At 36.0% G+C, this 13317-nt stretch carries 17 protein-coding genes and 1 pseudogene; 14 read left to right on the forward strand and 4 right to left on the reverse strand.

Annotated features, from left to right (window positions below; all coding sequences use genetic code 11):
* Window positions 1-26: 26 nt before the first annotated feature.
* Window positions 27-612, reverse strand: a pseudogene (locus tag ABWU72_RS03350) (DUF6444 domain-containing protein); the annotation flags it as partial.
* 424 nt (window positions 613-1036) lie between these two features.
* Between ABWU72_RS03350 and ABWU72_RS03355 the strand changes: the two are divergent.
* The 14 genes from ABWU72_RS03355 (at window position 1037) to ABWU72_RS03420 (ending at window position 12315) form a co-directional block, all read left to right on the forward strand.
* On the forward strand, window positions 1037-1678 hold the full coding sequence (locus ABWU72_RS03355) for a protocatechuate 3,4-dioxygenase (RefSeq protein WP_155968861.1): 642 nt from the start codon (window positions 1037-1039) through the stop codon (window positions 1676-1678).
* 97 nt (window positions 1679-1775) lie between these two features.
* Entirely contained in the window at window positions 1776-3278 is a 1503-nt protein-coding gene (locus ABWU72_RS03360; RefSeq protein WP_174515790.1) for a leucyl aminopeptidase, read from the forward strand.
* Window positions 3279-3818: 540 nt separating this feature from the next.
* A complete protein-coding gene (locus ABWU72_RS03365; RefSeq protein ID WP_007548762.1) occupies window positions 3819-4148 on the forward strand; it encodes a transposase in 330 nt (109 codons plus the stop codon).
* 1 nt (window position 4149) lies between these two features.
* Window positions 4150-4332: a transposase gene (locus tag ABWU72_RS03370; RefSeq protein WP_167347183.1), complete on the forward strand. Its 183-nt coding sequence runs from the start codon at window positions 4150-4152 to the stop codon at window positions 4330-4332.
* A gap of 19 nt (window positions 4333-4351) precedes the next feature.
* Window positions 4352-4759, forward strand: a complete 408-nt coding sequence (locus tag ABWU72_RS03375; RefSeq protein ID WP_007548764.1) for a transposase — start codon at window positions 4352-4354, stop codon at window positions 4757-4759.
* Between the two features lie 7 nt (window positions 4760-4766).
* A complete protein-coding gene (locus ABWU72_RS03380) occupies window positions 4767-4892 on the forward strand; it encodes a hypothetical protein (RefSeq protein WP_256437788.1) in 126 nt (41 codons plus the stop codon).
* 234 nt (window positions 4893-5126) lie between these two features.
* Window positions 5127-6248 (forward strand): MFS transporter, encoded by a 1122-nt coding sequence (locus tag ABWU72_RS03385; RefSeq protein ID WP_353283871.1) that lies wholly within the window; start codon window positions 5127-5129, stop codon window positions 6246-6248.
* Between the two features lie 60 nt (window positions 6249-6308).
* On the forward strand, window positions 6309-6614 hold the full coding sequence (locus ABWU72_RS03390; RefSeq protein WP_006279881.1) for an integration host factor subunit alpha: 306 nt from the start codon (window positions 6309-6311) through the stop codon (window positions 6612-6614).
* Complete coding sequence (locus tag ABWU72_RS03395) at window positions 6614-6940, forward strand: MerR family transcriptional regulator (RefSeq protein WP_006279880.1); 327 nt, start codon at window positions 6614-6616, stop codon at window positions 6938-6940. Before ABWU72_RS03390 ends, ABWU72_RS03395 begins: the two co-directional genes overlap by 1 nt.
* Window positions 6941-6985: 45 nt before the next feature.
* Window positions 6986-7582 (forward strand): murein hydrolase activator EnvC family protein, encoded by a 597-nt coding sequence (locus ABWU72_RS03400; RefSeq protein WP_006279879.1) that lies wholly within the window; start codon window positions 6986-6988, stop codon window positions 7580-7582.
* A 12-nt stretch (window positions 7583-7594) separates the two neighbouring features.
* Window positions 7595-10111, forward strand: coding sequence for a leucine--tRNA ligase (leuS, locus tag ABWU72_RS03405; protein WP_353283872.1), 2517 nt, complete (start codon window positions 7595-7597; stop codon window positions 10109-10111).
* A 128-nt stretch (window positions 10112-10239) separates the two neighbouring features.
* The gene (locus ABWU72_RS03410; RefSeq protein ID WP_155968855.1) at window positions 10240-10875 is read left to right on the forward strand and encodes a hypothetical protein; all 636 of its coding nucleotides are present in this window, start codon (window positions 10240-10242) and stop codon (window positions 10873-10875) included.
* Window positions 10876-11456: 581 nt separating this feature from the next.
* Window positions 11457-11804 carry an IS630 transposase-related protein gene (locus tag ABWU72_RS03415; protein ID WP_155968342.1) on the forward strand — a complete coding sequence of 116 codons (348 nt, stop codon included), beginning with the start codon at window positions 11457-11459 and terminating at the stop codon, window positions 11802-11804.
* Between the two features lie 28 nt (window positions 11805-11832).
* Window positions 11833-12315 carry an IS630 family transposase gene (locus ABWU72_RS03420; RefSeq protein WP_231115908.1) on the forward strand — a complete coding sequence of 161 codons (483 nt, stop codon included), beginning with the start codon at window positions 11833-11835 and terminating at the stop codon, window positions 12313-12315.
* A 107-nt stretch (window positions 12316-12422) separates the two neighbouring features.
* Here ABWU72_RS03420 and ABWU72_RS03425 read toward each other — a convergent pair whose 3' ends face one another.
* From ABWU72_RS03425 to ABWU72_RS03435, 3 genes are all read right to left on the reverse strand, one after another.
* Window positions 12423-12557: a hypothetical protein gene (locus tag ABWU72_RS03425; RefSeq protein WP_269203991.1), complete on the reverse strand. Its 135-nt coding sequence runs from the start codon at window positions 12555-12557 to the stop codon at window positions 12423-12425.
* 101 nt (window positions 12558-12658) lie between these two features.
* A complete protein-coding gene (locus ABWU72_RS03430) occupies window positions 12659-13027 on the reverse strand; it encodes an IS3 family transposase (RefSeq protein ID WP_155968462.1) in 369 nt (122 codons plus the stop codon).
* The gene (locus ABWU72_RS03435; protein ID WP_007548709.1) at window positions 13012-13305 is read right to left on the reverse strand and encodes a transposase; all 294 of its coding nucleotides are present in this window, start codon (window positions 13303-13305) and stop codon (window positions 13012-13014) included. Before ABWU72_RS03435 ends, ABWU72_RS03430 begins: the two co-directional genes overlap by 16 nt.
* Window positions 13306-13317 lie beyond the last annotated feature (12 nt).

Consider the following 13317-nt stretch of genomic DNA (forward strand, 5'->3'; position numbering starts at 1 on the left):
CATTTATATTTGTGGATAATAGTAAGATTTGATATGCTGCCAACACTTATGTTCAAATTAAAAATGTCATTTATGATACTAGCCACTTCACGCTTTGAGTTTTTGTAAAATCCGCTGAGTGCTGCAATTATAGACTTAACCCTTGGACCAAATGTATCTGGCGTAACACCTTCTGGTAACTTGCTACTTTTTCTTTTTCTGCATCTCCGACAACGACCATGTTCCAATTACTACATAAGGCCTAATTTCCGGAAGATCAACTTTTTGGTGAACATAAGGTTTTTCGCATATTACAAGCTCTCCTCCGCATTCGCAAATATTAGGCAACTCTATTTTTACTACTTTATCCGCTTCCATTGTGGCATGAAAATTTCCTTTATGCCCAACCTGATCGCCAACATTCCTTTCGCTTTTTGGCTTGTCCTTTTTTATTTTGTATAGCTCTTTTGAGCTGGGCAGGGATGAGTTTTTTGAATTTAAACCGAGCCTTTCCTTTAATTCAGCGTTCTCTATCTTTAAAGCTTTATTTTCTGCTTTTAAGTTTTCTATCTCTGCTTCCAGTTTTTCTATTTTTTGCTGTAAATTTTTGCAAAGTTCTAAAAGGTTTACCACATTACCTCACTTTTGCTCTATGATTATCTTTATTATCTTGCTTTGTCTACCTTATTCTACCACTCCGCTGAACGGATACAATTTACTAAACAGAAAAAAAGGCAAAAGAAACCCTAGGGTAGCTAGTTATTCACTATCCATTTTTTAAGTTGGCGTTTTTTAATGTTTTAAATAGCGCGTTTCAGCTTGTGTAGGTAAAAACCTAGAAATATTGTGAAGACATAAGGTGCACATAGTGCAAAAAATTAAAAATAAGACGCCAACTACGTTGTTTTCTTGCTGTTTAATCTGCACAGATGAAGATAACTGAATACCTTCAGTTTCATGATAAGGAGGCTGGCGAAGGGTGTCAAGCAAGTTTTTTCGTTTCTATTTCCAATAAAAGTTTGTTATATGGTTATGCAAGAAGTCTATTATAAATGAAATGAATGTGAAAAATATCTTGTTAGCACTTTTAGTACAAATGATATTCAGTTTGCCGCTATTTGCAGCTGATCCTGTTTTGCTCAACTGCATTAAAACTCCGGAAATATATGACCTTGATGCAAGGCCAAAAAATTTTAGCTCTTCAAACAATTTAAGAAGGAAACCTGGTTCTCCAAATAGTGCAATAGGGGAATTAATACACATAGTGGGTAGAATTACTGATATAAACTGCTTACCAATACAAAATGCTGTAGTTTCTATATGGCACGCGAATTCACGCGGCGTGAACCATTACGATAAGAATATAGAGGATGATCCGAATTTTGCTGGATCAGGAAGGTTTGTAGTGAATAATCTTGGCTATTATAATTTTATTACGATAGCACCTGGTAAAATTGGTGATAGAGCTCCACATATCAACTTTCTAGTTCAACATCCGGATTTTCCGGAATTCACAACGCAAATGTTTTTTGTTGACCATAATTGCGATAATTGTGCTGATCCTGTTCTTGGAGATTTTGTTAGTAATGGGCTTGCAAGCCTTCTCATAACACCATTTACTTACAGTGATCAGGTCATAAAAACCTATACGTTTAACATTACCTTGGGCGGATATAATAAGTTCTCTAATAAAAGATAAAAAACCCTTGCATGTAAGGGAGTCCATAGTAAACTTGAGTGTTATTGTACTTAGGATGTATATGAAAAATATCTTACTGATGTTTTTGCTGTGTTTTATGTACAGTTTACAATTATTTGCAACGGAGATGCCAGCAATGAAAATAACAATTTCTAAAATTTCGCCCGATTTTAAAACAATAGTAACGGGTTTATTTGAGGACAACGAAACCGTAAATGATGGCGGAGTTTTGCAAGGAAAACAGATCATGGATAATATAAAGCAATTTAGCAATTTCAATGGAAGTTTTGGTGAATTTTTCTCTACTACTTTGCCAGAAGAAAAAAATGTCATAGTTGTTGGACTTGGTAAGAAGGATGAATGGAATGAAAATAAAGAATTAAATATTGGTGGTAAAATATATTGTGAGCTAAGCAGATTAAAAATTAAAAAAGCAGCGGTTTTAATCGAAGGTAGTGCAGCAAATGTTGCATATGGTGCGTTTCTGCGTAGTTTTAAGTTTGATAAGTATAAAACTAAAAAGGATGAGAAAATTACAGAGGTAGAGGAGATTACCGTATTAGTAAAAGATGAGCAATTAAGTAATGCTGAAAGATCATTTGAGCACTCAAGGCAAGAAGGTGAGAGTATATTCCTTGCGCGCTCTTTTATAACAGAGCCTCCTAACATTCTATATCCAGAATCCTATGCTGATCATATAAAAAAAGAACTTACTAAGCTTGGCCTTGAAATCGAGGTGCTTGATAAAAAGCAGATGGAAGAGAAAAAAATGGGAGCCTTGCTTGGAGTTGCACAAGGAAGTAGTAAAGAACCAAAATTAGTAGTGATAAAATGGAATGGAGCTGCTAAAGAACAAAAGCCAATAGCTTTTGTTGGTAAAGGCATAACGTTTGACACTGGTGGAGTATCGCTCAAACCTTCACGTGGTATGGAGTCGATGAAATATGACATGGCAGGCTCTGCTGCTGTGGTTGGGGTGATGCATGCTTTAGCAGGACGAAAAGCAAAAGTAAATGCGATCGGTGTGGTCGCACTTGCAGAAAATGCAGTGGGTGGTAATGCTCAAAGACCAAGTGATGTAGTAACTTCAATGTCTGGACAGACAATAGAAGTGTTGAACACCGATGCAGAAGGAAGGCTCATACTTGCAGATGCTTTGTGGTATACGCAAGAGAGATTTTCACCACAATTTATGATTGATCTTGCAACTTTAACTGGTGCTATAGTGGTTGCGCTTGGAAATAACGAATATGCTGGTCTTTTTTCAAATAATGATGAATTAGCAAACCGTCTGATTGATGCAGGAAATGAAGTAAATGAGAAGTTATGGCGTTTTCCTATGAATGAAACTTACGATAAAATTATTGATTCACCGATTGCTGATGTGCAAAATATCGCTCCTGCGGGCTCTGGCGGAGATAGCATAATGGCTGCACAGTTTTTACAGCGTTTTGTGGATGAAACTTGCTGGGCACATTTAGATATTGCAGGCACTGCTTGGCACGAAAAAGGTACTGACATTTGTCCAAGAGGAGCAGTAGGTTTTGGTGTAAGGTTACTTAATAAGTTGGTTGAAAAGTACTACGAAGCCAATGATTAAAGATCTTTATCTGGATTTATGGCTTGACTTACAGCTACATGAACGTTTATTTTTGAGGCGCAGCAAATGAAAGTAGCTGATACATATTTCTTTTTTTCTGGATTCCAGTGTCAGCTACTTTCATGACACCCTGACAACCGTCATCCCGCTACTTGTTAGCGGCTGAGATACCGCGAATGAATCGCGGTATGAAGGTTCGTGGCGGCGTGACGATAAGCTCGTCATCCCGCTGCTTGTTAGCGGGATCTAGAGATACCGCGGCGGTATGACGTAGGACTGCTGTCATCCCAGTGCTCCTTTTTTTGTCATCCAAGTAGCCTCCTATGGTGTCATCCCAGTGCCCAGACACTGGGATCCAGTTGAGCTATTTCAACAAAAATACTGCATTTTGAGATGAACGTTTATTTTCACCAGATTATTTACAAGTATAACAATTAAAGTCTGGATTCCAGTGGGCTTTGTTGCATAGCAACTGAAAAAATCTGGTGGCTACTGACAAAATTCATTATAAAATAGCCATTTAACCTTGAAAGAAAAAATATGCCACAAAAAATGAGGGTCAGTAACCATAGCGAATATAACAAATTTCTAGAAAAAAGAGGAAATATTTTTCATTATATCAACGAAGCCATAGAAAAGTGGTACGAGAATGGTCCAAAAATACCAGGTGGCAACAATATTTATAGCGATAAAGTTGTAATTTTGGTGCACATAATAACTTGTTTATTTAGAATAGGCCTGAGGCAAACAGTTGGGTTTATAGCAGGATACCTTGAGCAAATTGGGAAAAATTTGCAAGTTATCAGCTATTCACAATCATCAAGAAGGTTTAAGAAACTCAATATTAAGATCAATGATTGCAGAAAATAATATGGAAGATATCGAAATTGCTATAGACAGTACAGGAATTAGTATATACAACAACACTCCTGGTCATAGCAAGGAAAATAGCGAAGATAGAAAGTATCGCAGCTATGAACAGACAAGAAAATTGCATGTAATGTTGAATACAAACAGCAAAAAAGCCATAGCTGTAAAATACAGTAACGGCTGATCACTATGGAGCTTGTGATTTGCTAAAAGAAGTCGATTTTCAGTATGTCATAAAAGTACTATATGCAGATAGGGCATATGACAGAGAAAAGCTCTATAAGCTGTGTAATCAATATGGTATAAAAACGAAAATTCCTCCGAAAAACAACGCAGCAGAGCATCCAAAGTTAGACTATATGGCTGAGAGAAATTCTGCAGTCAAGCTCATAAAGTCATATGATGAAGATGGTATAAAGAAGTGGAAAAAAGAGATGAGTTATGGAAAAAGATCTTATATAGAAAGTTTTTTCTCGCGACTGAAACAAACATTCGGGTTTAGTTTTAGGAATAAATCTGAGACAAATAGAGAGAAGGAACTACTTGTTAAATGCTATTTGCTCAATAAGTTCACTGATATTGGTATGGCTAAATTTGAGATAGCTTCATAAATTTATTGTGCGTTACCTACTATCCGAAGAGCGATGCAACAAAGCCATTCCAGTGTCAAGCACTGGAATGACACCGTCTTGGATGGAAACCAGTGTTGGCTACTCGGATGACATCATAGGGGCGCTGGGATGACACCCCGACAATCGTCATCCCGCTGCTTGTTAGCGGCTAAGAGATACCGCGGCGGCATAACGTAGGGAAACCGTTTTTTGGGTTAGCTATAACAGTAGTCAGGAAACAATAGCTTAAAAAGAGACTTAGTGTTAAATTTCTAATAGATTACTTATAAAAACAAATCTTATGGAAAGCAGAGCTAAGGCTTGGTTCATTTGGCTGATTAGTAACTTGGTTGTTATATTCAGCAACATGCAGATAATTTATACCTTTATAAGTGTAAATCTCGAAAAGGAACTTGGACTTACAATCGCGCAAGTTGCACTGGCTAATTCAGCATATACTTGGACTTTCGCCATCTTACAATTTTTTAGTGGAGCAACGTTTAATGTTTTTTCCAGTAAAAAAATTTATTTTTTCTCGTTATCAACTATGATCTTGGGGTTTTTTGTCCTTATTAATAGTGACAATTTCTCCCATTTGATTTTGTCTCAAGTGTTGATTGCAACTGGAGCATCATTTGGTTTTATTGGTGCTGCTCACACAAGTAGCATATGTTTTTCCGCTGCCCAATTTGGACTAATGTTTTCACTAGTGCAGACAATTTCAAGCCTTTCTGCTTTGGTAATTCAAATACTGTTCTCTAACTTGCTTGCCGAAGATGCATATTGGAAAAATCTGATTGTATGCATAATACTATTTGGTGTGTTGATATTTGTACTTACGCTTTTTTGTCCAAACACACTTCCAGAAAGCAGCTCAGAAAAGCGCACAATAAAAAGCTCTATGAAGACAGTAATGTGCTCTATATTAACAGTGCTAAAATTAAGAGATATCTGGATAACTTCAGTGGTGGGTGCTATTACTTTTGGAACATTTTTAGCACTTAATACCTTGTGGGCTCCAAGGTTACTGGGCAACTTAGAACTCAATGCAATGGAGTCAGGTATAGCAACTGCAATACTATGGCTTGGTCTTGCAGTTGGTGCTCCAATTGCAGATCGAATCTCAAACTTATTTAAAAATAGGAAACATGTAATTTCTGCTTTTGCTTTATTGCAAGGCGTCTCAATTATTATTTTACTATACAGCCATTTAACAGTCCACGTTGTGTACTTTTGTATGTTAATGTTCGGGTTTTTTGCGGGAGGACATATGCTTAATTTTACTGTCGGCAGCGAGATTGTGAAACGAAAATACATCAGCACATCATCATCCATTATCAATGGATTTATGTTTATTGGCAGTGGAGTTATAGTGTCAATGTTAGCACTTTTTACAGATCATAAAATGGCACTTTTTGCAATATTTGCGATATTGATAGTTGCCGGTATTTTAAATTATGCAACAAAAGAGACATACTCTAAAAAATAAAGTAGCTGAATCTCGAGTCGATTGCTATATTATATTTACGTATTGTAATATTTATCAATAATGGATCACGTTACAACAAAAGACACAACAGTAACTAAGGCAACGATAGCTGGAGATATAAACCAAGAAATAGGATTATCAAAGGAAGACTCTGTTTCGATAATAGATGATATATTGGACGAAATAAAGACAAGCTTGGTAAAGGATGGAATAGTAAAAATATCGTCATTTGGAACATTCTTGGTTAAGAAAAAGAAGGAAAGACCAGGAAATATACCAAATACATCGGAGAAAGTGATGATTCAGGCAAGAAATTCAGTTTCTTTTAGGCCTTCAAAAATTATAAAAAAATCAATCAATAATTAATGAACAAGGAAAAATTATTTTATACGATTGGGGAAGTAGCTGAAGAGCTACATTTGGAACAGCATGTTTTGAGATTTTGGGAAGGTCAATTTCATCAAATTAAGCCTACAAAGCGTAAAGGAAGAAGGCTATATGATCGCAAGTGTATAGAGGCCATAAAGAAAGTAAAATACATGCTATATGATAAAGGATATACAATAAAAGGAGTGCAAAAAGAATTTGGTAATGATATAAAAGTCACAAAGAATTTGTTGCAAGAACTCACCGATTTGAGGGACTATTTAACTAGTAAAATAAATAACGAGGAAAGTAACAAGCAGGCGTGAAACACTACGTCTCGCTAAAATTTTGGAGTTTTGTGAGAGTTTAAAATGTGGCATATAGCCTCATTTCTTATGTTATTAGCAATATTAATAGGCTGTGGCCTGCAAAAACCTGCACCTGTGCTGCTTAAAGGCGAAGAATTTTACGGAAAAAGAGATCTGGAATATACAAGAGAGTACCATTTAATTAGGGAGCCTTCAGTGCAAAAAGAAAGTAGAAAAGCCATCATAAATAGGATATACAAAGATAACAATAATACACAAAATGTGGGGGTAAATTGTAAATTTGTAATGCCAGTTAAAGGTTCAGCTACCTCTTCTGATGAAATGTGTAAGGATGGCATAAAAATTGCTGCTCAAAATGGAACGAACGTAGTTTCCTCTGCACCAGGCAAAGTGATATATGTAGGCAAAGGGCTGAGATGGTATGGGAATTTAATTATAGTGGAACACAAAGATAATTACATGACTGTGTACTCCTATTTAAAAAACATACATGTTGAAATTGGCGATAAAGTAAAGCAAGGTCAAGTAATTGGATCTGCAGGTAAATCAAGCACACAAGATAAAGATCCACAGATGTGTTTCACAATACGACATAATGGCCAAGCGGTTGATCCTTTGATGCATATGAACTGTAATTGAATTTGGATTTATATGAAATATGATTTTAAAAGTGTTGAAAAATTTTATCAAGATAAATGGGATTTTTCTGTAAGCAAGAGTGGTAAACAAGAAAAGTGTTACGTGTTGGAAATGTTTCCATATCCATCTGGTAAAATTCATATGGGACACTTACGTAACTATGCAATAGGGGATGTGATAGCGCGTTACAAGAGAGCTAATGGATTTGAGGTTTTGCATCCAATTGGCTGGGATGCGTTTGGATTACCAGCTGAGAATGCAGCAAGGGATAACAATATTAGCCCCGAAACATGGACAAAAGAGAATATAGATAATATGCGTACACAGTTGAAATCTATAGGTCTTTCTTATAATTGGGAGCGTGAACTCTCCACATGTGAGCCTGATTATTACAAACACGAACAAAAATTTTTCCTGGATTTTTTAAAGCATGGGCTTGCCTATCGAAAAGAATCATGGGTTAACTGGGATCCAGTGGACCAAACAGTGCTTGCAAATGAACAGGTGGTTGATGGAAAAGGATGGCGATCAGGTGCAGTTGTTGAAAAACGTAAGTTGTCCCAATGGTTTTTAAAGATTACTGATTTCGCTGAAGATTTACTCAAGTGCCTGCAAAGTTTGAAAAATTGGCCAGAAAAAGTCAAAACAATGCAGGAGCGTTGGATAGGAAAATCTGAAGGAGCAACTATAGAGTTTGAAGTAGTTGGCCTGAATAAGAAATTAAAGGTTTTTACAACTTATCCTCATACTTTGTTTGGGGCTTCTTTTTGTGCAGTGGCAGCAGAGCATCCTATTGTGCAGGATTTAAAGAATGGTTCTTCTGTTGTCATCCCAGTGCTTGACACTGGGATCCAGGAAATAAAATCGAAAAGAGAGAACGATGAAAAAATAGGAGTTTACACCGGATTAAACGTCAAACATCCATTTCTTGATAAGGAATTGCCGCTTTACATAGCGAATTTTGTGTTGATGGAATATGGGGAAGGCGCGATTTTTGGTTGCCCTGCACATGATCAGCGTGACTTTGAATTTGCACAGAAATATAATTTGCCGATAATTCCCGTTATTTCTTCAGCCCACTTAGGTGTCATTCCAGCGCGTGACCAGAATTCTTACAATGGATCCCAGTGTCAAGCTACTCAGATGACAAAGGAGGCGTATACTGGAGACGGGACAATGTTTAACTCCGAATTCTTAAACGGATTAATGGTTAGTGAAGCAAAGGAAGCCATAGTTAAAAAATTTGAAGAAAAAAAAATAGGCAAAAAAACAATAAACTATCGTTTGCACGATTGGGGAGTTTCAAGGCAGCGTTATTGGGGATGCCCTATACCTATCATATATTGCAAAGATTGCGGAACTGTTCCAGTGCCAGAAAAAGACCTTCCTGTAGTTCTACCAATAGATGTAGAATTTACAAGTGGTGGCAATCCGCTGGATAAGCACCCAACTTGGAAATTTGTTGATTGTCCAAAGTGCGGAAAGCAAGCAGAGCGTGAAACTGATACATTCGACACCTTTTTTGAATCTTCCTGGTATTTTGCTGCATTCTGTAGTGAAGATAAATCAATAGACAAAGATGCATGTAATCGTTTTATGCCTGTTGATTATTATATAGGTGGGATAGAACATGCAATTCTGCATTTGCTTTATTCAAGATTTTTCTGCCGTGCTTTAACCAAATGTGGCTATTTTGATATTAAAGAGCCTTTCTCTACTTTAATCACTCAAGGAATGGTCTGCCATGCAACTTATAAAGACGAAAATGGTAAGTGGCTATTTCCCGCAGAAGCAAAAGAATTAATAGCGCGAGGTGCAAAAGTTCAAGTGGGCAAAGTTGAAAAAATGAGCAAATCGAAAAAGAATACAGTTGACCCAAACTTTATCATAGAAAAGTATGGTGCTGATACTGCTCGCTTGTTTGTGTTGTCCGACACTCCTCCGGAGAAAGATATGGAATGGTCCGATGATGGTGTGGAAGGTTGTTCTCGTTATGTAAATAAATTGTGGCGTATGGTCATGCAGCTAAGACCTGTAAATATACACTATGATAATGAAAATGTTACGGGTGGACTTCTAGAGTACAGAAAAAAAATTCATAAACTCTTACACGGACTTACAGATGACTTGGAAAACTGCAGATTAAACTGTGTAGTGGCAAAATTTCGTGAGATGACGAATTTAATAGCTGAAATAGACGTAAAAACTGGAAAATCTCTTATTGATGAAGGTATATGTATATTAATCAGAGTAATCGAACCATTCATACCACATCTAGCTGAAAGCCTATGGCAAGAAATAGGAGGTCAACCTTGGCCAAAAGCTGATGAATCATTATTAGTTGACGATACGGTAACTATAGCAGTGCAAATCAATGGAAAATTACGTACAACAATCAAGGTGGCAATTAACTTACCTCAAGAAGAATTGAAGAAAATAGCGATAGACTCTGTGTCCAGTAAGATCGATCAAAGCAAAGTTTGCACTGTATATGCTGTACCAAATAAGATAGTAAATATAGTTATATAAAAGACCTGAGTAGTACGTTTTATATAATCTGATTTTATGGCTATACTTTTTTTGACATGTAGTTATATCTTTTTTAATATAAAGGATATATACTTATGCATTATATATTTTTTTGTATGAGGAGTTATATGAAAATAAAGAGATTGTGCGTTTTGGCTGTGTTGCTTACTTCATCTCTAGCAGGTGCAGCTAGTAATAGTGCAAGTAAGTCAGAAGATAAGTACTATGCAGGTTTAAACTTTGGTGCTGGTTGGGGTGGTGGCTTTAAAATGAAACCTGGTGTTGTTCTTGGTTACCATTATGACCAAAACTCTAAATTTGAACTTGAGGTTCTCAGTAATATTAAGTCATTAAAGAGCATAGGAGCTAGCTTATTGGCAAACTACCGCTTCTATCCTGACCTTGATATTGATCCCGTTAAACTATATGTCAGCGGAGGTTTAGGAGGATATCTCCAAATAACACCTTTTGGCTTTGGTGTTAGTGATACAGTTGATGGTGATGGCGATAGTTCACAAGAAGAAAAAGAAAAGGAAGAAGAAACACAAGGTGCTCCAGAATCAGGTGGTGAAGCTGCTGGTTCATCTGTAGTAGATAAAATACTGAGTTCTATTTCCTATAAACTAAAGTTAGGTGTTGATTATGAAATTACTCCGCAGATAATTGGTGCAGTTGGTATGACCATGGGTGGGCAACTAAGTGGTATAAAAGCAAAACAAATACCAGATGCAACTCTAGAGATAGGGGTACGTTATAATTTTTAATGCTGCTACTTAGTTCATAAAGGTAGAGACGATGTTGAGGATGAAATAAACAGCATTAAAAAAAATCCGAAAACGTATTTTCGAATATGGTTTTGAACGCTAGCTATAGATTAGAAAAATAACAAGAAAAAGGGTAAACATACTGTAATTGCTGTTGAATGATGGAGTCCATTATTTTAGCACGAAGTAACGAATTCAGTAGAATAAGTTCTTCAAAAATAATTTAAACTTTTATTAGTAGGAGCAGTCTCATGGAATATTATAGCGATCTCACTAAAAGAAACTTTTATAAGTATCGTTGATAAGAAAGGAAAAATTGTTAAGGAAGAAGTTGTTGCAAGAGAAAGTAAGGCAATAGCTGAATTTTTTCTTGGTCAAGGCAAAAATGACCTTACCCAGAAAAAGTGGAGAGAAAGTGTGGAATGTTTTTTACAAAAAGAATGATGCATCAAATTGTTCTGGAATGCAATAGTTAATAGTGACGTTGTTTGTTATAAAAAATTTCTATGTATTCAAATATTGCAGTTCTATAGTACTTCCCAAAGTAAATGATAAAGGTATAATAAGCTATTTGAGTTATAATGGCGTATAGTGTGGATTTAAGGGAAAGGGCAGTATCGATGATAGAAAAAGGGAAGTCAAAGGTTGAGGTGGCAGAGCTTTTGGAGATAGGAATAGCAACTCTGTACCGCTGGTTAAGAAAGAAAGCCGCTGGTGAAAGCCTAAGGCCATCGAAAAACGGCAGCTTTATTCGAAAAATAGACCCAAAAATACTCGAAGAATATGTTAAAAAGAATCCAGATCATACGCTGGCAGAGATGAAACAAAATCTTGGATTTGGAATAAATTCAATTTGGTATAGGCTGAAACAGCTAAGAATTACTTTAAAAAAAAGTTACACTATATCAAGAGCGCAATCAAGAAGATAGGCAGCGATTTACCGATAAAATCTCAAAAATAGACCATTCCAGCATCTTATATATAGATGAAGCAGGAGTTGATAATAGGTTATACCGAGAGTATGGACGTGCTCCAATAGGAAAGAAAATTTATGCAGATATTCCAGGAAGAAAACGAGAGAGAATCAGTATAATAGGCGGGTGGATTGGAAAGAGATTTATTGCACCAATGACTTTCAAAGGTGGGTGTGACAAAGAGGTATTCAATACATGGTTAGAGAAGATGTTATTACCTAAATTGCCACATGGTACTACAATAGTTATGGACAATGCCACATTCCATAAAACTCCCAAAACAAAGGAGTTAATAGATAATGCTAGATGCCGTTTGCTCTATCTACCAACATATTCACCAGATTTGAACCCTATAGAGCATTGTTGGAATACCATCAAAAGCCGCCTCAGACCTTTAATGCATAAATATACAGACTTACAACTTTTGGTTGGTAATACCATAATGGAAATTTATCATTCATTTTAGAAAATACTATAGTTTGTTGAGCAGAGTGTTGTGAAGTATCAATAAGTATTTCTCTTTTCAATGAGCTAAAGAAGCTTTCCACAACAGAATTGTCGTAACAACAACCTTTATGATTCATCTATGTTTTTTATGGATAAGAGATATTGATAACCTTGCAAAGTATATTGTGAACCTTGATCACTATGTAATAGTAGATTTTTAACAGGTTTACGCCTATTAATGGCCATTAATAAAGAGTTCATAACCAAAATTGTTTATTTATTGCACTACTCATTAACTACCATACGTGAGAATTATTGCTGCCAAATATAGCCATCCCTCCTTGGTTTTGATGTAAGTAATCTCATACTTTATTTGGTTGATCAACAATAAAGTTTTGGTCTAATATATTGGGAGCTACAGCTCTATTATCTGTTTGTTGTTTTTTAATTTTAAACTTTCTTCTCAGTATAGCCCTGATGTCATTTTTCTGCATAATACTTTGCACCGTTTTCAAATTGCAACTTTTACCCAAAGCCTTCAATTCAGCATGAATTTTAGGAGCTCCATATCTACATTTAGAAACTTGATATATTTTTTGAATAGCTTCGAGTAGCTCTTTATTTGCTGATTCTCTACTGCTTATTTTTCTTGTGGTCCACTTATAGTAGCCACTAGCAGAAAATCCTACATAATTCCTGTACTTTATAGCAGTTACTATATAAAAAAATATTTTACTCTTTTTGACTGGCCAGGGCTTTTTTTTAAATGTCTCTTTCCCTTGTTACTCTTGCTTTGTAAATCAAACCTCTCTTTGTCATAAGGTGCTACATCTGGAAATGCATTTGCCGCTGACTTTTTTTCGTTATATTTCTTCATCCATTTTCCTAATACACTATCCCTTATTCCTAGATCTCTTGCTACTTTTGCAACTGGTTGACCTACCTTTCTTTGTTCATTTGCCAGTTTAACAGCTTCCAATTTGAATTCTGCTGTATATTCTCTTACCATTTCTAATCCTCC

It is taken from the genome of Wolbachia endosymbiont (group A) of Lypha dubia (assembly GCF_964028575.1).
In the GTDB taxonomy this organism is placed as follows: Bacteria; Pseudomonadota; Alphaproteobacteria; order Rickettsiales; family Anaplasmataceae; genus Wolbachia; species Wolbachia pipientis.

Bases quoted from the DNA above. Each gene is read 5' to 3' on its own strand.
- ABWU72_RS03415 (WP_155968342.1), top strand. From the start codon at position 11,457: ATGGCGTATAGTGTGGATTTAAGGGAAAGGGCAGTATCGATGATAGAA.
- ABWU72_RS03355 (WP_155968861.1), top strand. From the start codon at position 1,037: ATGAATGTGAAAAATATCTTGTTAGCACTTTTAGTACAAATGATATTC.
- ABWU72_RS03435 (WP_007548709.1), bottom strand. From the start codon at position 13,305: ATGGTAAGAGAATATACAGCAGAATTCAAATTGGAAGCTGTTAAACTG.
- leuS (WP_353283872.1), top strand. From the start codon at position 7,595: ATGAAATATGATTTTAAAAGTGTTGAAAAATTTTATCAAGATAAATGG.
- ABWU72_RS03425 (WP_269203991.1), bottom strand. From the start codon at position 12,557: ATGAACTCTTTATTAATGGCCATTAATAGGCGTAAACCTGTTAAAAAT.
- ABWU72_RS03365 (WP_007548762.1), top strand. From the start codon at position 3,819: ATGCCACAAAAAATGAGGGTCAGTAACCATAGCGAATATAACAAATTT.
- ABWU72_RS03395 (WP_006279880.1), top strand. From the start codon at position 6,614: ATGAACAAGGAAAAATTATTTTATACGATTGGGGAAGTAGCTGAAGAG.
- ABWU72_RS03360 (WP_174515790.1), top strand. From the start codon at position 1,776: ATGTACAGTTTACAATTATTTGCAACGGAGATGCCAGCAATGAAAATA.
- ABWU72_RS03385 (WP_353283871.1), top strand. From the start codon at position 5,127: ATGCAGATAATTTATACCTTTATAAGTGTAAATCTCGAAAAGGAACTT.
- ABWU72_RS03400 (WP_006279879.1), top strand. From the start codon at position 6,986: ATGTGGCATATAGCCTCATTTCTTATGTTATTAGCAATATTAATAGGC.
- ABWU72_RS03370 (WP_167347183.1), top strand. From the start codon at position 4,150: ATGGAAGATATCGAAATTGCTATAGACAGTACAGGAATTAGTATATAC.
- ABWU72_RS03390 (WP_006279881.1), top strand. From the start codon at position 6,309: ATGGATCACGTTACAACAAAAGACACAACAGTAACTAAGGCAACGATA.
- ABWU72_RS03410 (WP_155968855.1), top strand. From the start codon at position 10,240: ATGAAAATAAAGAGATTGTGCGTTTTGGCTGTGTTGCTTACTTCATCT.